This window comes from Clostridium thermobutyricum, assembly GCF_000371465.1.
GTDB lineage: Bacteria > Bacillota > Clostridia > Clostridiales > Clostridiaceae > Clostridium > Clostridium thermobutyricum.
Genome location: NZ_KB850956.1, coordinates 2,830,724 through 2,847,613 on the forward strand (window position 1 = coordinate 2,830,724; position 16,890 = coordinate 2,847,613).

The following is a 16,890-nucleotide window of genomic DNA, read 5'->3' on the forward strand; positions in this document are numbered from 1 at the left end:
TCTCCTTAAATAGATTAATGCTTCCATTTAAATACTATAATACCTACTATGATTATTGCAACTCCAATGAATTCTTTTAAGGTAAAATTAATCTTTTTAGCATCAAACCAACCAAAAGCATCTATTAAAGATGCAAGAAGTAATTGTGATACTAATATTATAGAAGTTGCGTAAGTAGTTCCTAATGTACCTATACTTTGCATAACAGTAAAAACTATTACAACTCCTAAGGCACCACCTAATAAATAAATTTTATTTGCAGTACCTAAAGCTTTGAAGCTTCCTTTTCCTAAAAATATAGTTACTATTAATGTCAATATTAGTCCAGTTAATTGAACTATACAGTTTGTTTCCCAAACACCTATTTTATCACCTAATCTAGTGTTAAAAACACCTTGGAGAGCCATAGAGCATCCAGAAATTATTGCAATTATAACACCAATCATTTTTTTATCACCTCCAAAATAGTATTTACAAGATGATAATAAAAAATGTAAAAAAAAAGCTATAAGTTTAACTTATAGCAATTATTAGTATTTATGCTGCGTATTCTTTAAAGGCATTTATTATTTTATTTTCTTCAAATCCTAGTTGTAATCCGATGCTTAAAAAGTCTTCACAAAGAGTTTCAAAGTGATCTTCTGATTTAGATATTATTAAATCATTTATATCTATGTATAAGTTAAGAAATTGATCACTTAAGCAATAGTCACTAGGGGCTACGTCTATTTTTTCTAAAACTTGATCATATTTATTGTCGATACCAATAGAAAGTATTTGTTGAAAACAAGATATATATTTTCTTAAAACTATATCTTCATCAATCTCTAAATCACTATCATTTGTATAAGTGTAACATTTAGTTTCATTTGCAAGATCACTTATTTTTATATGAAGTTCTAAGTTTTTTCTTGCTGTTATTTTATAATTGTTTAGATTTTCATTAATTGAAATATTTGAATCTATATTTCTTTGGATATTAAATAAATCACATATTAACATAAAAAACCCCTCCTGGCTTTACAGACAATCATCTTAATATATTTTACAAAAAGTTTTGATATAAGGAAAGCTGGGAAAACGAATACATGAAAAAAATTTTGAAATTTTCACAAAATTTAAGAAAATCTAATTCTTAATAAGCAATAATATGTGTTAATAGTAAAAGAAATTATCAATTTTAAATAAAATATTGAAATAAAAAAGCTATCTAAAGTAGATATGTAATTAAAATCTGATTTTAGATAGCTATAAATTATATATATTTTTAATTAGAAGACTTTTAATTCGAAATCTTTTAATTTAATTTCATGTTTATTGTGAGGCATTTTCCAAATTTGAAAACCTGTAACTTTAAGAGTTTTTTCTTCAGTGTTAAGAAGAGTTTGATTTTCAGATAATTTTTTCTTTATATCTCTTGGATAATAATTAAAATTAGCTAGAGTTAATGAAAGAACAGTTGCATCAGGGTCTTTTACATTAAAACCATGTAATTTAAGCATATCATTTAGAGAATATAAAATTTTCTTTATATAACCTCTATTATCTAATTTTAAGTTTAATGTTTTGCATTCTTCTGAAACAAAAAGAGTGTTTGTTAACTCAACCTTAAATTTTTTATAAGGTGATAGAACTTTAGATACTACTTCAGTTAATTTTTCAATGTTAGGATTATCTAATATTTCTAATGCAATATAAGGATTAGGAATATTTTTATTAGCTCTAAATTTCTTTGACATTAATTTTTGAGTATCTAGTATTGCTTCGTTAGAAGCTTCATCTAATAATGCAACGATATAATATTTCATATTCAACCTCTCTTAATCTAATTCTTTAAATTTTTAATCCAAACTTTTCTATAAATTATAACATAATACTTAGAATAAAAGAATAGGGGGTAACACTACATGGAAATAAAAGGAAAAATAGTGAACTTTTAAAGTACCAAAGTTCACTAAGTTTACAAAATTGAAATATTAAATTGCTAAATTACTAGGTAAAAGCCTCAATTTTTTTATAAAATCGATAATATATGTAAATAATTAATCTCATTTTTAATAATATAAAAAAAAATATTTCATTAACAAAAGTTTATGATATAATGATAAACGTACATTAAATAATTATGATAGGATTATAATGTGTAAATATCCTATTTTATTTGATGATTTAAAAAATAATTAGATGAAAAAAATAAACGAGATTTGGGAAATTAATCATATATATAATCTTATTAATAAGGGTGAATTGGATGGAAAGATTAGTTATACATGGAGGAAGAAAATTAGAAGGGGCTGTTGAAATAAACGGAGCAAAAAATGCTGCTGTTGCAATTTTACCAGCTGTTGTAGCTGCTAGTTCAGGTAAATGTCTTATAGATAATGTGCCTGATATAGAAGATGTACATTGCCTTGATAGAATTCTTTCAAGTTTAGGATGCGAAGTAAAAAAAATTGATAATAATACATTAGAAATAGATAGCACAAGTGTTAATACAGTTAATGCTTGTACTGAAGATGTTAGAAGAATGAGAGCTTCTTATTATTTTATAGGAGCGCTTTTAGCAAGATTTAAAGAAGCTAAGGTTGAATTACCTGGAGGATGTCCTATAGGAGTTAGACCTATAGACCAACATATAAAAGGTTTTGAAGCATTAGGAGCAGATGTTGTAATAGAACATGGAGCTGTTCACGTAAAAGCTAAACAATTAAAAGGAGCTAACATATTCTTTGATGTTGTTTCAGTTGGAGCAACAATAAATGTTATGATAGCTGCTACTTTAGCAGAAGGTGTTACAACATTAGAAAATGTAGCAAAAGAACCTCACGTAGTTGATGTTGCAAACTTCCTTAACTCAATGGGAGCAAATATTAAAGGTGCAGGAACTGATGTTATAAGAATTACAGGAGTTAAAAAGCTTACTGGTTGTGCATATAGCGTTATTCCAGATCAAATTGAAGCTGGAACATTTATGATAGCTGCTGCAGCAACAAGAGGAGATATAACAATTAAAAATGTTATACCAAAACATTTAGAATCAATATCAGCAAAACTTTTAGAAATGGGAGTTGAAATAATAGAGGGAGACGATAGTGTAAGAGTTAGATATGTTGGTGACTTAAAAGGAGTTAACATAAAAACTATGCCATATCCAGGATTCCCAACAGATGTTCAACAACCAATGTCAACTTTATTATCTGTTGTACCAGGAAGAAGTATAATAACTGAATCAATCTGGGAAAGCAGACATAAGCATATTGATGAGCTTAAAAAGATGGGAGCAAATATCAAAGTTGAAGGTAGAGTTGCTATAATTGATGGAGTTAATTCATTAAGTGGGGCAGTTGTTAAAGCTACTGACTTAAGAGCAGGAGCTGCTATGGTTATAGCTGGATTAATTGCTTCAGGAAAAACAGAAATAACAAGCATTGAACATATAGATAGAGGATATCCTCACATTGAAAATAAATTTAGAAGCTTAGGTGCAAAAATCGAAAGAATAACTGTTGAAGAATAATAAACAACAGGGGGATAAGAAAATGAGATTTTGCTCACTTTATAGTGGAAGTAGTGGGAATAGTATTTTTATAGGTAATGAAAATAACCAAATAATAATAGATGCTGGAATGCCAGGAAAAAAGATAGACGAAGCATTAAAAAAAATAGGTCAAAATCCTAAAGAGTTAAAAGGGATATTTATAACTCATGAGCATTCTGATCATATAAAAGGAGCAGGAATTGTCTCAAGAAAGTATGATATTCCTATATATGCTAATGACAAAACATGGGAAGCTATGGAAAAATCGTTAGGAAAAATAAAAGAACATAATATAAAAATTATGGATAAGAGAAGTACTGTAACAATAGGGGATTTAGAAGTTAAATCTTTTAATATCCCTCATGATGCTATAGCACCTGTTGGATACACTATAAAAAGTGGAGATAAATGTGCAAGTATAGCTACAGATTTCGGAACTTTTACAGAAGAAATAAAAGATAATATAAAAGATTCAGACATTATATTATTAGAGAGTAATCATGATGTTAATATGCTTAAATTTGGACCATATCCATATAATCTAAAAAGAAGAATACTTAGTGAAATAGGGCATTTATCAAATGAAGATTGTGGAGAAGCATTAGTTCAACTTATAAAGTATGGATTAGGAAAAGAAGTGTTCTTAGGTCATTTAAGTGGAACAAATAATCATCCAGATTTAGCTTATCAAACAGTTATTACAACTTTACAAGAACAAGGCATAAAGCTAGGTGAGGACGTTAAATTATATATGGCCAATAGACATGAACCTAGTAAATTAATAAATTTATAAAAAAGTGAGGGTACTAAAATGAGTTTATACACAGATTGGACTGACATGGTAGTTGAATATGTAAAAACTAAAGGAGAAGCAGCTTTCTGGCAAGAATATGGTGCAATTGAAAAAGCTATATACAAAGATTTATTAGGAAAACACACAGAAGTTAAAAAGACTACAATTGCAGAATTATCAAAAGAATATAATACAACAAATGAATTCATTATGGGATTTGTTGATGGTATAAATGATAGTTTAAAAAATTCATATGACTTAGAAACAGTTGATGTTAATACTGAATTAGTACTTGATATGGATTTTGAAAAATTATACTACAATATGTTAGATGCTAAAGCTGATTATCTATACACTTTAAAACAATGGGATTCTATATTCTCAGTAGAAAAAAGAAAAGAGATAACAACTGAATATAGAAAAGCAGGAACAGTAGTTAATGAAGAAAAAATCGGAAGAAATGATCCATGTCCATGTGGAAGTGGAAAGAAATATAAAAAGTGTTGCGGAAAATAATACTTTAATATAAGGAAAGCTCATAATATGATTATGGGCTTTTTTACTATATAATCATGGAAAAATTTCCTATATAAAGAAGTTTAAATAAAATAGTACTTAGGAGGTATTATGTATGGACAAAAATGTTAATTGGATAAATGAAAAGAAAATAGAAAGAACAATAAAAGCTTTAGAAAATAATAATATGAATGGTTGTTTAATAGAGTCAAGAGAAGCTTTAATTAAAAAAATAGAAGAGTTAGTTAATGAAGGTTCTGTTGTTTCTTGTGGAGGATCAATGACACTTGCAGAAGCAGGGATAATGGAACACTTAAGAAGTGGAAGATATGAATTTTTAGATAGAGCAAAACCAGGACTTACACCAGAAGATATAAAGCAAATATATAGAGATACATTTTCAGCAGATGCGTTCTTTACAAGTACTAATGCAATAACAGAAGATGGTGAATTATATAATGTAGATGGAAATGGAAATAGAATAGCTGCAATGCTTTATGGACCAGATAAAGTAATAGTTATATGTGGAATAAATAAAATAGTTAAAAATATTGATGAAGCAATAAAAAGAAATAGATTAATGTCAGCACCAGCTAATGCAAAAAGATTAGATAGAAAAACTCCATGTGCAAAAGTTGGATATTGCATGGATTGTAAGAGTCCAGAAAGAATATGTAAAGAATATTCAGTAATAAAAAGACAAAACTTTAAAGATAGAATACATGTATTATTCTTAAATGAAAACTTAGGATATTAATTGGAGGAATAATGAACATAACACTAATTACAGTAGGAAAACTAAAAGAAAAATATTTAAAACAAGCAATAGATGAATATTCAAAAAGATTAAGTAGATATTGTAAATTGGAAATAATAGAATTAAATGATGAAAAAACTCCAGATAATGCTTCAGAGAAAGAAGAACAACTTATAAAAGAAAAAGAAGGAAAACAAATTTTAAGCAAAATAAAAGAAAATGCTTTTGTAATAGCAATGGATTTGGGCGGAAAAAATCTTACATCAGAAGAATTTTCAAAATTTATAGAGCAAAATGGAGTAATGGGTAACTCTAATATAGTATTTTTAATTGGAGGAAGTCTTGGACTTTCAGATGAAGTTAAAAAGAGAGCCAATTATAAACTTTGCTTTTCAAAGATGACATTTCCACATCAATTGTTTAGAGTTATGCTACTTGAACAGATTTATAGAGGATTTAGGATAATGAAGAATGAACCGTATCATAAATAAATGATGTTTTGGATAGAATTGGATATATAAATGGACGATAGGTGTGCTTTAATTTTTGCAATGAAACTTACAAAAATCTAAAGTTTGAATTTTTGTGGGGTATTTTAATTTTATTTATAGATTCTTCTATAGATTCTTCATTTTTCACTACTTGAGAAAATTAGAATTTGTTTTTCAGAATCTGTAGCATTGAAAAAATTTTTAAAATTATATATAATATAATTATATTAAAATATAAGCATAAAAAATATAAATGTAAAGGTGTTGTAAATATGCGCAAAGAGGTAATTTTTAATTAAATTAACTGAATAAGGATTATTTTTAAAAGTATATGAAAAATCTTGAATAACTCAAGGTTTATTTGTGGTAGAATCAATTATTGATAATATTGATATTACCATGTTTATTTATGTACTCTAAAAATAATCAGTATTATAATGAGCATGTTACATCTTTATTTGCAGCATAGGAAAACCGTGTTCTAAACACGGTATTTTTATGTCTATTTTTGCTATATTTATAGATATGGTATAAGATTTTAATTTGAATAGCTTAATCATAAGTTATATAATTAAAGTTCTATATTTTATGTTTATATTTATGTTATATGATTATGAGGCTGTAAGTGAATTATGTTCATTTACAGCTTTTTTTTGTTTAAGGAGATTATTTTGATGATTTATATATTTAAATATGAAGATTATGAAAAACAAACAAATTTTTTAAGAAATACTAGGATGGTGATGATTAATGGTTAATAAACTTTCAGCATATAAAACTTATTTATTATTTTCAGCTATTACAGCAATGTGTTTTTCGGTAGTATCTACAGTTATGATAGTGTATCACATTGAAATAGTTCATTTAAATCCACTTCAGCTTATAATTGTTGGAACTACTTTGGAATTAGCATGCTTTATATTTGAAATTCCTACAGGCATAGTTGCAGATGTGTATAGTCGTAAACTATCTATTGTTATTGGGGGAGTTTTAACAGGAGTGGGATTTATTTTAGAAGGTTCTATTTCTAGTTTTGTTTTCGTACTTGTAGCACAGATTGTATGGGGATTAGGGTCTACTTTTATCAGTGGCTCGCTTGAAGCTTGGATTGCGGAAGAAGAGAAGAATAAAGATTTAGATGAAATTTATATAAAGGGAGCACAAGCAGGGCAGATAGGAGCATTTATTGGAATAGTACTAAGCACTGTAATAGCTAATTTCTCTGTAAGATTTCCTATTATAGTTAGTGGAGTTTTATTTATAATTCTTGCATTATTTTTATGGTTATATATGCCAGAAAATAATTTTAAACCATCTGTTCCTGGGGATTTAAATACATTCAAAAAGATGGGATATACATTTAAATCTGGTTTTAAATTTGTAAAAAGTAAATCTATAATTATGATTTTACTTGCAGTAACTTTATTTTATGGATTATCAAGTGAAGGTTATGATAGACTTTCTAATGCGCATTTTTTACAAGATACTATACTTCCTAAGCTTGGAAACTTTAAACCAGTAACTTGGTTTGGAATTTTTGGAATTTTAGGAATGATATTTAGTTTTATAGTAATGCATTTTATGGAAAAGAAGCTTAAGAATGAGGATAAGATACAAAACGGAAAGCTGTTATTATGTATAAATATATTTTATATATTATCTATGTTGATATTTGCTATTACAAGAAACTTTAGTTTAATGTTAATAGCTTATTTAGCAACAAATACTTTTAGAACTATAAATGAACCTATATTCAGTTCATGGTTAAATTGTCATATAGATGATAAAGCTAGAGCTACTGTGCTTTCTATAAATGGACAAATAAATTCTTTAGGTCAAATTTTAGGTGGACCGATTATAGGAATCATAGCTACAAATATTTCAGTAAGTATTGGTATAGTATGTACTTCATTATTAGTAGCACCAGTATTAGTGTTATATATTATTTCTATGATAATGGATAAAAAAATATCATGAATATAAGGGATTAAAAATGAAGATAATTTGATTGAACAATACAAGAGGGTTCGTAAATTTTTTTTAGAAATCTTCAAAAACACTTTTAAATTACAATATTAGAATTAGGTTAATTACTATATTAAAAGATAAATTAAATATATATTATTAACTTAGAAAAACAAACTTTTACTTGTATTTATGTATACAAGTAAAAGTTTTTTACTTTCTTAGAAGGGAGAATTATAATGAAAAAGGTTTATTTAAAAAATCAATTAAAAGGATATCCTATAGAAGTAATTAAAAGTATTTCTGAAGCTATGAATATACTTAATGAAAACTATGGAGAAAACAGAGATATAGATAAAAATTTAGGAGGATATGTTTTAGTAGTTGAAAATATAGGTGATGTTAAAGAACTTAAAAATGGAATGTTAAAAGACATATTACCAGAATACACAGATGAGATTATATGTAGTGAAGGAGTTAATTATACTTCTTCACTATGTTTACTTTCTAGCGATTTTTCTGTAGTAGTCATAGCTGATGAAGAACTTTCTAAGATACTTTTAGAATAAGGAGGTGATAGTGTGGCTAAAAAGTTGAAGAGGAAATAATAAAAAGTACTAGATACTGTAATCTTCTAAAACAAGCTAGTTTAAGAGATGAAGATTACACATACTGCATAGAAAGAATCTTTGTAAAGTCAAAAAGAAGGGAAGAAATAAGATTTGCAGTATATAAATATACAGTAAGAGGTGATGATATCTATGTTACAAGAAGTTTAGATGTAACTTAACTAGAATTAATGGAGTTAATAAAAAATCAATTAAAGAGAAGGTATTTTCAGATGAGTTTATAGATATGTTAAAGCAAGAATTAAAGTATCTATTTAATTACAAAATAAAGTAATTAGGTAGCTTTATTTATTTTTAGGAGGATTAAGATGTTTAAGAAAGAGAGCAGATATATAACTAGAGGGGTTAATGAAAAGTTAGATTTAAGATTACAACTTATACTTTGGAATATAATTGATAAGTTAAATGAAGAAGGTAAGGAATTAGATTATTTACAGGTTTTTAGAATTAGAAAATGTGAAGAAGGACTTGTAATTGAACATAGTCAATAAGTACCGGAGTACAAAGAAAAATATGTTCTAACTTTAGAGGACATAGAGATTGATGAAAGTATAAAAGTCTTCGTTATAGATGATAATGAATATTCAACCATGATGTTAGCAGAAGAATATTAGGAGGTAAGAAGATGAAAGGATTAAGCAAAGAGAAAACTTTTGAGTACAGTTCTAAGGAACTACTTGGAGTAATGCGTTTTGATTTTTATGATGGGGGTCTTGCTAACCAATGGAATCCTAGAGACTTAATAATTAAGTTAAATGATAAAAAAGAAATAGAGTCAAAGAAGTTACAAAAAGAACTTAATTACGTTCAATTCGATTTAATAAATACCTTTGATAATGTAGTAAGTTTTTGCAATGGTAGAGGATATGATAATGAACATAGAGTTAAAAATTGCTAAATATGTGATTAAATTAGTTCCTGTTATGGATAGTTATTTATATATTTATGCATATCTAAAGGTGGTGAATTAATTGAGTTTATCAGCAGTCTTAAAGATAATTGGAACAGTATTAGCTCTAACTGATATTGGAATAGAAGCTAATGAATAGTAAAGTATAATGTAAGACAAGAATGGTTTGAAAAAATATGAAGAAATATAAATCCTAATCCAATAATAATTGAGGAAATACACAAGCCTATAATAAGTATACAAATATGGAATAAAGTACAAAAGATAATGGAGTCTAAAGAAGGAAAACTTAAAAGAATATATGATGATGAATGTTCATTAACGAGTATATTAAAATGTCTTGTATTCGGATCTGGAATGGTTATAATGAGAACAACTAATAAACTAGCAATAATATCATATTGTGGTTGTGGAAACTGGAAGAATAAAGATACAGCAGTATGTAATAGTAATTTTATAAGAGTTGATAAAGCTAATGATATGTATTTGGAAAAATATCAGAACTTCTATCGAATGAAAAGATGATAAAAGCTATTGTAAATAATATAAATAAGACTAGAAGAAATAATGTAGAACTATCAAACGAAAGATTAGAAAAGATAGATAAAGAGATACAAAAACTAAAAAATAAGAAATATAAACTAATAGAGTATTTAATCAAGGAAGAAGGAGAGTCAAAGAAGGCTACTCCTTCTTCTTTTGTATTAAAGAATATTGGTATAAATACATTGAGTTTAGATATTGATATATAGAGAATACTATAGTGATAAAACAGAATATTGAGATTGTTATTAAGAATTGTTACGGTATAAGTATAAATGTGATATATACAGAATAAATATAATTTTAGGAGGTATATATATTTAAAAGAAAAGTAGTTATGAATGTTTGATGTAAAAGTAGTCACAAAAAAGTTATAAGTTAACATTAAATAATTATAAGTTTAGTAAATATAGAATTTTAATTTATTAAGGAGGAAAATATGAGGGAGAATAGGCTTACAGGAGATTTTGGTGAATATTTCGTTGCTATGCACTTTAATAGAAATAATTTTCAAACTGATATTATTGATCATACCGGTATTGATTTAATGTGTTATCAAAATGAAAAAAATGTTCAATATGGTATTTCAGTAAAGTTTAGAAATATTGATAATGGAAATAACAGTATTAGAATTCCTACTAAAGAAATAGTAAGATGCTATAATGCTGCTATAAGAAGAGGAGCAGTCCCATGCTATGCTTTTGGTGTTATTAGTAAAGAAATAATTGCTTTTAGAACAATAACTTTAAATACATTGTTGGAAAATCATGGATATATAGGTGTAGAAGATATTAATAATATTAATACAGATTCAATATCTGAAAACATTTCTTTAAAAGCAATTTATGAATGGAAAAATAAATCAAAACTAGATGAAAGTATTTTATCTGTGTTTTATGACAGGATAAAAATAGAAAGGTAAATTGCATAATATATAAATAGAATTGTTAACAAACCTCACTTAGTATCGATACGGAGAACCATATCACAAGTAATTGGTATAGTCTTAAAAAGTAAATTTAAGGTTACTATCTTTTAAGTGAAAAGAGCAGAAAATATATGAAATACTAGAGAGTTAAATTTAACCGCTTATATCTCAAATTCAAAAAAGTATAAATTTAAATATAATTTTAAAATAAACAAAATAAGCATCTAAGAATACTTAATGATAAAATGAGTTTAACAAGTATATAAAATAATGGAGCTATAAATGACCAATATATTAAAATATAAAATTTAAAATAGAGAAGATTCTAGGAGATTAATTAATAAAGTTTTATAAGAGTAGAGTTAAATCTACTCTTTTTATTTATCCAAAAAATTTGTTTATTGTAGGATAAAAAATTATTCTACAACAAACGTATTTATGTTATTAAATATACTAGTATACATATTTAAATATTATTATTTATATTTTTTATTTCATTATAATATTCTTTTGGTGTAACCCCAAATTCTTTTTTAAAAGCACGAAATAAATTATTATAGCTTCCTATTCCACAAATATGAGCAATATCTTTTATAGGCATTCCCTCTTCTATAAGTTTTTTGCATAAATCTAATTTAGTTTTTACTATGTAACGATGTAATGTTAAACCTGTAGTTTTTTTAAATTCTCTTGATATATGAAATTTGCTAACATAAAATTCTTTTTCAAGATGATCAAGAGAAATTTCTTCTGTAATGTGAGTGTTAATATATGAAAAAATATCATCAATTAAAAATGGCTTACTTTTTTTTATTTTTTGTTTTGGTTCTGCATATATACATGACCTTAGTATTAGAACTAAAACTATTGATAACATATTTTTAATATATAGGTTATTAGCAAATTCATGGACTTCTTCTTTTAAGTGCACAAGTTTTTTTAATATATTTTTTATTAGCATAGTAGTTTCTGTATTTGCATCTATTACTGTACATTTAAAAGGAACAGTATTAAAACTTCTAACTAGATCTACTTCTTCATCTGATAATTTATTTAGTAATTCTATTGTTATTGCTAGCTCATATATTATAAGTGATTGCTTTGACTCAGATTCTATATCAATATCATTATTAGGACTTATTAAAATAATATTATCAGTACTACATCTTTGATATTTGTTATCTAATTTTACATAACAATCACCTGAAAATATAAATAATATTTTATAATATTTATTTGATTTAATTTTTTTGCTTGTTATATTATTAAATTTAATTTCACTTACGAAGTAATCTTTTTTATTAATCATTAATCTCCCCTTTCATAACTTACTAGAAAATATATCAATTTTTGTTAATATTATATCAATTTATGAGTATAATTTAATTTTACAATATGAGATAATAAAAATACAAATAAATATTAAAGCTTTTATTAGAGGACTTATTATTTATTTTTATCAATATCAAGGGGTGGAATTTATGCGAAATTTTTCAATGAAAGATAAGATTGGTTATACTTTGGGGGACCTAGGGTGTTGCTGTACCGAACAATTTAGAGCTATGTTTTTAACAGTATTTTACACATTAGTTCTAAAGGTTAATCCTATTCATGTAGGAACAATAATGTTAATAACAAAATTTTGGGATGCTATTAATGACCCTATAATTGGAGCTATTATAGATTCTCGTAAAGCAAAAGCTGGTAAAAAGTTTATACCTTGGATTCGCGCATTCTCAATACCATGTGCAATATTAATGTGTATTGGATTTTTAAACGTTTCTAATTTAGATTATGGTTTAAAGTTAGCTTATATTTTAATTACTTATGTTCTATATGAAGCTATGTATACTTGTGTAAACGTTCCATTTGGATCATTATCAAGTGTTATGACTGATGACACTAATCATCGTACAGATTTATCAAGATATAGAAGTTTAGGCGGAACTATTTTTATGACTATTATAGTTATTGTTGGTCCACTATTTTTATATAAAGATAATGTACCTGTGCCTTCAAACTTTTTATTATTAGCTATTATTTGCGCTTGTGTAAGCGTTTTCTGTCTACAAATTACATCTGTTTGGTGTAAAGAGCGTGTTGAGCTACCTCATGTAGAAAAGGAAAAATTTAATTACTTTGAAGTATTAAAAAATATCTCAAAAAATAAAGCTTTATTAGGAGTTATAATTGCTAGTTTAGTTGGTATGATATCAGCTAGTGTTGTTAATGGATTAAATACTTATTTATTTAAAGATTATTTTGGTAATGTAAAAATCATGGCTGTGTCAGGAATGCTAAGTACAGTTTATTCAATAATTACATTTGTTGGTACTAAATTTGTTGCTAATAAATTCGGGAAAAAAGAATGGTGTATGTATGGAGCTGGTTTTGCTGTAATAGTATATGGAGTTTTATTCTTCTTCCCAATAAGTAACCCTATAATGTTTATAGTAATCAATGGAGTTTGCTATATAGGGGCTTCTGGCTTCCAAATATTAATTTGGGCTATGGTAAATGACTCAATAGATTATCAAGAGTTACAAACTGGAACTCGTAATGAAAGTATAATTTATTCCACATATTCATTCTTTAGAAAGCTTGCTGCTGCTTTAAGCTCAAGTTTAAGTAGTTTTATGCTTGCATTTATAGGATATAATGTACATGCTTCTACACAAACTGCAGAAGTTGTTTCAAAGCTTTGGAAATCTTATACAGGAATTTATTCTGTAGGATATTTAATAGCAATATTAGCATTATTCTTTATATATCCTTTAGGTAAGAAAAAAACTCAAGAGATGTTAGAAGAGTTATCAATTAAAAGAAAGAATATAGAGAAGAGTTATAAAGTAAAACAAAAAATATAAAGAATACTTAATTTAGGAGAATAATAATGATTAAATTAATAGAAATAAAAAATCGTAAAAATAATACATTAAGAGGTGTAATTACTCTTCCTGATAATATAGAAAATCCTATTATAGTATTAAATCTTCATGGATTTGGAGGAAGTATGTCAGGATATAAATATGCTCATACTCATTTATCAAGAGTTCTTGATTCTAATGGATTTGGGTGTGCTAGATTTGATTTTTATGGTTGTGGTGAAAGTGATGGAGAATTTGAAGAAATGACTTTTACTGGTCTTATAGAAGATACTATTGATATATATAACTGGCTAATTGATTCTAAAATAACAACTTCTGATCGAATCATATTATCTGGTCATAGTATGGGTGGTTATGTAGCTTCATGTGTTGCTCCAAAGATACAACCCATTGCTCTAATTTTGATGAGTCCTGGTGCTGGAATGTGGTATGGCTGTAAAGAGCGTGCAGATGAATTGAAAAATAAATCAATACAATATGCTAATATGGAAGGTTTAAAATTTAATATTGATTTTAATTATGATTTATATAACTATGAGCCATTTTCTAGTTCTATGGGTTATGACAAAGATGTTCTAATTATAAGAGGGACTGAAGATAAATTAGTTGATAATCGTACTTGTGAGGCTTATTTAAATTGTTATAACAATAATAAGACAACATATATACAAATTGAAGGTGGAGATCATAATTTTGCAAATATAAAAGCTAAAAGTGAATGTGAGGATGCAATTATTAATTTTTGCAAATCAATTAAAAACAAATAAAATTAGGGGGAATTTATATGAAACTTTTAGAATCAATCAATATAGGAAATATCACATTAAAAAATAGAGTTATGTTTCCTCCATTAACTACTGGTTATGAAGGTAGAGATGGCAGTATAACTCCGCAAAGTATTGAATTTTATGAGAGATTAGCAAAAGGTGGGGTTTCATATATAGTAATAGGTGATGTCTCTCCAATTAATGGTTTCTCTCCTACACCAAAATTATATGATGATAGCCAAATACAAGGCTTCAAAAAATTATGTGATTCAATTCATAAATATGGAGCTAAGGTTTCTGTTCAGATATTTCATCCAGAGTATGACTGTGATGAGATAAATAAGATGGTTGCAAGTGGTGATATGCAAGCTGTAAGAGCAAAACTACATCATGATATGCAGCATTTCGTTAATGAGGTTAGCGAAGAAAGTCTAAAAGATATTATAGATAAAATGTGTAATTGTGCAATTCGTGCTCAAAAAGCTGGAGTTGATATTATTCAAATACATGGTGATAGATTAGTAGGTTCATTATGCAGTACTATATTAAATAAAAGAAATGATAAATTTGGTGGTACTTTAGAAAACAGAACAAGATTTGCTCTACAACTTGTAAAAGCATTAAAAGAAGCTGTTCCTGATATGCCTATTGATTATAAATTCTCAGTTGTTACACCTAAAAGAGGTAAAGGCGGAATAAGCTTAGATGAAGCACCTATATTTGCTAAATGGTTAGAAGAAGCTGGAGTTGATATGCTTCATGTAGCTCAAGCAAACCATACTGGTAATATGGCAGATACTATTCCTCCAATGGGTGTTCAGTCTTATGGATTCTTTGTTGATATTGCATCTACAATAAAAAAATCAGTAAATATTCCAGTTAGTACAGTTGGAAGAATATTTAATCCTAAAATGGCTGAAAGTATTCTAGAAGCTGATAAAGTAGATATGATTGGACTTGGTAGAATTTTACTTGCAGATCCAGATTGGGTTAATAAAGTAAAAGAGAATAAATTAGAGGATATACGTGAATGTATATGTTGTAATAAGGGATGTACAGATAATATTCAAAATCGTAAATTTTTAAGTTGTGTATTAAATGCTGAAAATGGATATGAAGGAACTCGAAAAATCACTGAGGCTACAACTAAGAAAAAAGTTATAGTAGTAGGAGGAGGACCAGCAGGACTTGAGGCTGCACGTGTAGCGAGTTTAAAAGGTCATAATGTTACTTTATTTGATGAAAATACATCTTTAGGAGGTCAATTAAATTTAGCTTGTATTCCTCCTAGAAAAAATGAGATTCGTAGAGCTATTAGATTTTTAACTCATTCTGTAATTTCTCAAAATGTAGAATTACGACTTGGAAAAAAAGTAACTCAAGAAGATATATTAACTTTAAATCCAGATGTGGTATTAGTTGCAGTAGGAGCAAGTAATGTTATACCAAATATAGATGGTTATAATAGAAAAATGGTATGTGATTCATGGAAAATCTTGAATGGAGAACAACAAGTATTTGGTAAGATTGCTGTTATTGGTGGAGGAATGGTAGGATGTGAAGTAGCTGAACTTTTATGTCTTCAAGAAGGAAATAAAGTTTCTATAATTGAAATGGATAATAGTATAGCTAAAGGTGAAAGCAATACAATACTTCCAACTCTAATGGAAAATTTCAAAACAAATAATGTTGAAATTTATACAAATCATAAAGTTAATAAAATAGATAAAGAATATATAATTTGCGAAAATAATAATAATGAAATTAAAATACCTTGTGATTATGTAGTAATGGCAGTTGGTGCCAGACCTAATAGTTTTGATGTTGATAAATTATTAGAAAATAATATTAAAGTTGTTAAAATCGGTGATTGTAAAGATAAAGCATCTGATATTGAAAATGCAATTAAAACTGCTTATGATGCTGCTAATGAAATATAAACTAAATATATAATATAATCCGCTTTTTCATTAAGTTTTGACTTGCTAAATACTTTTAGCAAGGATAAGTCTGATGGGAAAGTGGATTTTGTTTTTTTAAATTCTCTATTAGTACTTTCTAGTATGTTTATTTTATTAATTTATAAATAGATGTAGTGAGTAGGAGGAATAAGTATATAAAATATTGAGAGTTTTATATGAAAACTATTCAAATATTGGTTAATT

General features: G+C 26.7%; 19 protein-coding genes. 15 read left to right on the forward strand and 4 right to left on the reverse strand.

Going from position 1 to position 16,890, the window contains the following annotated elements; translation table 11 throughout:
• Positions 1-14 precede the first annotated feature (14 nt).
• From HMPREF1092_RS13305 to HMPREF1092_RS13315, 3 genes are all read right to left on the reverse strand, one after another.
• A complete protein-coding gene (locus tag HMPREF1092_RS13305; RefSeq protein WP_002599175.1) occupies positions 15-446 on the reverse strand; it encodes a DMT family transporter in 432 nt (143 codons plus the stop codon).
• Between the two features lie 91 nt (positions 447-537).
• Positions 538-1,002: a dUTP diphosphatase gene (locus HMPREF1092_RS13310; protein ID WP_002599176.1), complete on the reverse strand. Its 465-nt coding sequence runs from the start codon at positions 1,000-1,002 to the stop codon at positions 538-540.
• A gap of 269 nt (positions 1,003-1,271) precedes the next feature.
• Positions 1,272-1,808, reverse strand: coding sequence for a hypothetical protein (locus HMPREF1092_RS13315; RefSeq protein ID WP_002599177.1), 537 nt, complete (start codon positions 1,806-1,808; stop codon positions 1,272-1,274).
• A 443-nt stretch (positions 1,809-2,251) separates the two neighbouring features.
• On the opposite strand from HMPREF1092_RS13315, the gene HMPREF1092_RS13320 reads away from it, so the two are divergent.
• The 12 genes from HMPREF1092_RS13320 to HMPREF1092_RS13375 all read left to right on the forward strand — a co-directional run bounded on the left by HMPREF1092_RS13320 (position 2,252) and on the right by HMPREF1092_RS13375 (position 11,064).
• Positions 2,252-3,517 carry a UDP-N-acetylglucosamine 1-carboxyvinyltransferase gene (locus HMPREF1092_RS13320; protein ID WP_002599178.1) on the forward strand — a complete coding sequence of 422 codons (1,266 nt, stop codon included), beginning with the start codon at positions 2,252-2,254 and terminating at the stop codon, positions 3,515-3,517.
• Between the two features lie 22 nt (positions 3,518-3,539).
• Positions 3,540-4,331 carry an MBL fold metallo-hydrolase gene (locus HMPREF1092_RS13325; RefSeq protein ID WP_002599179.1) on the forward strand — a complete coding sequence of 264 codons (792 nt, stop codon included), beginning with the start codon at positions 3,540-3,542 and terminating at the stop codon, positions 4,329-4,331.
• 18 nt (positions 4,332-4,349) lie between these two features.
• Positions 4,350-4,847, forward strand: a complete 498-nt coding sequence (locus tag HMPREF1092_RS13330; RefSeq protein ID WP_002599180.1) for an SEC-C metal-binding domain-containing protein — start codon at positions 4,350-4,352, stop codon at positions 4,845-4,847.
• 115 nt (positions 4,848-4,962) lie between these two features.
• Complete coding sequence (locus tag HMPREF1092_RS13335) at positions 4,963-5,604, forward strand: lactate utilization protein (protein WP_002599181.1); 642 nt, start codon at positions 4,963-4,965, stop codon at positions 5,602-5,604.
• Positions 5,605-5,615: 11 nt separating this feature from the next.
• Complete coding sequence (gene rlmH / locus HMPREF1092_RS13340; protein ID WP_002599182.1) at positions 5,616-6,095, forward strand: 23S rRNA (pseudouridine(1915)-N(3))-methyltransferase RlmH; 480 nt, start codon at positions 5,616-5,618, stop codon at positions 6,093-6,095.
• Positions 6,096-6,845: 750 nt separating this feature from the next.
• Positions 6,846-8,072, forward strand: a complete 1,227-nt coding sequence (gene tetA(P) / locus HMPREF1092_RS13345; RefSeq protein ID WP_002599183.1) for a tetracycline efflux MFS transporter TetA(P) — start codon at positions 6,846-6,848, stop codon at positions 8,070-8,072.
• A gap of 227 nt (positions 8,073-8,299) precedes the next feature.
• The gene (locus HMPREF1092_RS13350) at positions 8,300-8,629 is read left to right on the forward strand and encodes a hypothetical protein (RefSeq protein ID WP_002599184.1); all 330 of its coding nucleotides are present in this window, start codon (positions 8,300-8,302) and stop codon (positions 8,627-8,629) included.
• A gap of 368 nt (positions 8,630-8,997) precedes the next feature.
• Positions 8,998-9,180 (forward strand): DUF960 family protein, encoded by a 183-nt coding sequence (locus tag HMPREF1092_RS17590; RefSeq protein ID WP_002599185.1) that lies wholly within the window; start codon positions 8,998-9,000, stop codon positions 9,178-9,180.
• A gap of 134 nt (positions 9,181-9,314) precedes the next feature.
• The gene (locus HMPREF1092_RS13360; protein WP_002599186.1) at positions 9,315-9,587 is read left to right on the forward strand and encodes a hypothetical protein; all 273 of its coding nucleotides are present in this window, start codon (positions 9,315-9,317) and stop codon (positions 9,585-9,587) included.
• Between the two features lie 279 nt (positions 9,588-9,866).
• Positions 9,867-10,124 carry a hypothetical protein gene (locus HMPREF1092_RS13365; protein WP_002599187.1) on the forward strand — a complete coding sequence of 86 codons (258 nt, stop codon included), beginning with the start codon at positions 9,867-9,869 and terminating at the stop codon, positions 10,122-10,124.
• Positions 10,121-10,351: a hypothetical protein gene (locus HMPREF1092_RS13370; RefSeq protein ID WP_002599188.1), complete on the forward strand. Its 231-nt coding sequence runs from the start codon at positions 10,121-10,123 to the stop codon at positions 10,349-10,351. The genes HMPREF1092_RS13365 and HMPREF1092_RS13370 overlap by 4 nt, the downstream gene beginning before the upstream one ends.
• A 230-nt stretch (positions 10,352-10,581) precedes the next feature.
• A complete protein-coding gene (locus HMPREF1092_RS13375; RefSeq protein ID WP_002599189.1) occupies positions 10,582-11,064 on the forward strand; it encodes a hypothetical protein in 483 nt (160 codons plus the stop codon).
• A 472-nt stretch (positions 11,065-11,536) separates the two neighbouring features.
• Here the strand turns inward: HMPREF1092_RS13375 and HMPREF1092_RS13380 are convergent, their stop codons facing one another.
• Positions 11,537-12,379 carry a helix-turn-helix domain-containing protein gene (locus tag HMPREF1092_RS13380; protein ID WP_002599190.1) on the reverse strand — a complete coding sequence of 281 codons (843 nt, stop codon included), beginning with the start codon at positions 12,377-12,379 and terminating at the stop codon, positions 11,537-11,539.
• Between the two features lie 172 nt (positions 12,380-12,551).
• On the opposite strand from HMPREF1092_RS13380, the gene HMPREF1092_RS13385 reads away from it, so the two are divergent.
• From HMPREF1092_RS13385 to bilR, 3 genes are read left to right on the forward strand one after another with little or no spacing between them, the layout of a single operon-like run.
• The gene (locus tag HMPREF1092_RS13385; protein ID WP_002599191.1) at positions 12,552-13,937 is read left to right on the forward strand and encodes an MFS transporter; all 1,386 of its coding nucleotides are present in this window, start codon (positions 12,552-12,554) and stop codon (positions 13,935-13,937) included.
• Positions 13,938-13,963: 26 nt separating this feature from the next.
• Positions 13,964-14,725, forward strand: a complete 762-nt coding sequence (locus HMPREF1092_RS13390; protein WP_002599192.1) for an alpha/beta hydrolase — start codon at positions 13,964-13,966, stop codon at positions 14,723-14,725.
• Positions 14,726-14,742: 17 nt separating this feature from the next.
• The gene (bilR, locus tag HMPREF1092_RS13395) at positions 14,743-16,665 is read left to right on the forward strand and encodes a bilirubin reductase, long form (protein ID WP_002599193.1); all 1,923 of its coding nucleotides are present in this window, start codon (positions 14,743-14,745) and stop codon (positions 16,663-16,665) included.
• Positions 16,666-16,890: the final 225 nt, after the last annotated feature.

What these genes read in the sequence shown, in the direction of transcription:
- HMPREF1092_RS13305 (WP_002599175.1), bottom strand. Translation starts at nt 446, where the DNA reads ATGATTGGTGTTATAATTGCAATAATTTCTGGATGCTCTATGGCTCTC.
- HMPREF1092_RS13310 (WP_002599176.1), bottom strand. Translation starts at nt 1,002, where the DNA reads ATGTTAATATGTGATTTATTTAATATCCAAAGAAATATAGATTCAAAT.
- HMPREF1092_RS13315 (WP_002599177.1), bottom strand. Translation starts at nt 1,808, where the DNA reads ATGAAATATTATATCGTTGCATTATTAGATGAAGCTTCTAACGAAGCA.
- HMPREF1092_RS13320 (WP_002599178.1), top strand. Translation starts at nt 2,252, where the DNA reads ATGGAAAGATTAGTTATACATGGAGGAAGAAAATTAGAAGGGGCTGTT.
- HMPREF1092_RS13325 (WP_002599179.1), top strand. Translation starts at nt 3,540, where the DNA reads ATGAGATTTTGCTCACTTTATAGTGGAAGTAGTGGGAATAGTATTTTT.
- HMPREF1092_RS13330 (WP_002599180.1), top strand. Translation starts at nt 4,350, where the DNA reads ATGAGTTTATACACAGATTGGACTGACATGGTAGTTGAATATGTAAAA.
- HMPREF1092_RS13335 (WP_002599181.1), top strand. Translation starts at nt 4,963, where the DNA reads ATGGACAAAAATGTTAATTGGATAAATGAAAAGAAAATAGAAAGAACA.
- rlmH (WP_002599182.1), top strand. Translation starts at nt 5,616, where the DNA reads ATGAACATAACACTAATTACAGTAGGAAAACTAAAAGAAAAATATTTA.
- HMPREF1092_RS13350 (WP_002599184.1), top strand. Translation starts at nt 8,300, where the DNA reads ATGAAAAAGGTTTATTTAAAAAATCAATTAAAAGGATATCCTATAGAA.
- HMPREF1092_RS17590 (WP_002599185.1), top strand. Translation starts at nt 8,998, where the DNA reads ATGTTTAAGAAAGAGAGCAGATATATAACTAGAGGGGTTAATGAAAAG.
- HMPREF1092_RS13360 (WP_002599186.1), top strand. Translation starts at nt 9,315, where the DNA reads ATGAAAGGATTAAGCAAAGAGAAAACTTTTGAGTACAGTTCTAAGGAA.
- HMPREF1092_RS13365 (WP_002599187.1), top strand. Translation starts at nt 9,867, where the DNA reads ATGGAGTCTAAAGAAGGAAAACTTAAAAGAATATATGATGATGAATGT.
- HMPREF1092_RS13370 (WP_002599188.1), top strand. Translation starts at nt 10,121, where the DNA reads ATGATAAAAGCTATTGTAAATAATATAAATAAGACTAGAAGAAATAAT.
- HMPREF1092_RS13375 (WP_002599189.1), top strand. Translation starts at nt 10,582, where the DNA reads ATGAGGGAGAATAGGCTTACAGGAGATTTTGGTGAATATTTCGTTGCT.
- HMPREF1092_RS13380 (WP_002599190.1), bottom strand. Translation starts at nt 12,379, where the DNA reads ATGATTAATAAAAAAGATTACTTCGTAAGTGAAATTAAATTTAATAAT.
- HMPREF1092_RS13385 (WP_002599191.1), top strand. Translation starts at nt 12,552, where the DNA reads ATGCGAAATTTTTCAATGAAAGATAAGATTGGTTATACTTTGGGGGAC.
- HMPREF1092_RS13390 (WP_002599192.1), top strand. Translation starts at nt 13,964, where the DNA reads ATGATTAAATTAATAGAAATAAAAAATCGTAAAAATAATACATTAAGA.
- bilR (WP_002599193.1), top strand. Translation starts at nt 14,743, where the DNA reads ATGAAACTTTTAGAATCAATCAATATAGGAAATATCACATTAAAAAAT.